This window comes from Lactobacillus sp. C449L (assembly GCF_059900815.1).
In genome coordinates, this window is record NZ_JBWXGA010000144.1 from 1 (window position 1) to 478 (window position 478).

The following is a 478-nucleotide window of genomic DNA, read 5'->3' on the forward strand; positions in this document are numbered from 1 at the left end:
TATAAATGCTTGTCCCTTTAAACCAGACTTCAAATTTCTCAGATCCCTTCATAAAACAAAATGATGCTAAAAGCAAAAGAGGGGTTGTGGGCAATACAGGCAAAATAATCCCTAAAATCCCTAATACCAGGGATATTAACCCCACAGATACATATAAAAATTTGATCATTTTATTTATGGTACCCAACCCCATCCCGAATATGTCACATTGATTTATCAGCCTATTTTTTAATTTTCCACGTAATAAGGCCAAAAAGTAACGTGTTCACTCATAAACTTTAAGCCATACTTCTCCAAATATATCAAAAACTGCACGGTAAGTGCCAACTGTTAATGGAATGGGTTCGATAAAGGTACCTGACGATATAATCATGCCCTTCTCAAGACGTTTCCCCTGTGTAGATAGCTTATTATTAAGCCATACGACAGCATTTAAAGGATTTTCTAAAACAAAACTGGACTGTCCAGAGGCTACTTT

Annotated in this window: 1 protein-coding gene and 1 pseudogene; both read right to left on the reverse strand. The window is 36.0% G+C overall.

Translation table 11 applies throughout. The annotated features are described in order from the left end of the window. On the reverse strand, positions 1-193 hold a 193-nt coding region (locus AC2JF9_RS08710), incomplete at its 3' end, for a DUF454 family protein (protein WP_500726975.1). A 72-nt stretch (positions 194-265) separates the two neighbouring features. Next, positions 266-478: pseudogene (locus AC2JF9_RS08715) on the reverse strand (2-keto-4-pentenoate hydratase); the annotation flags it as partial.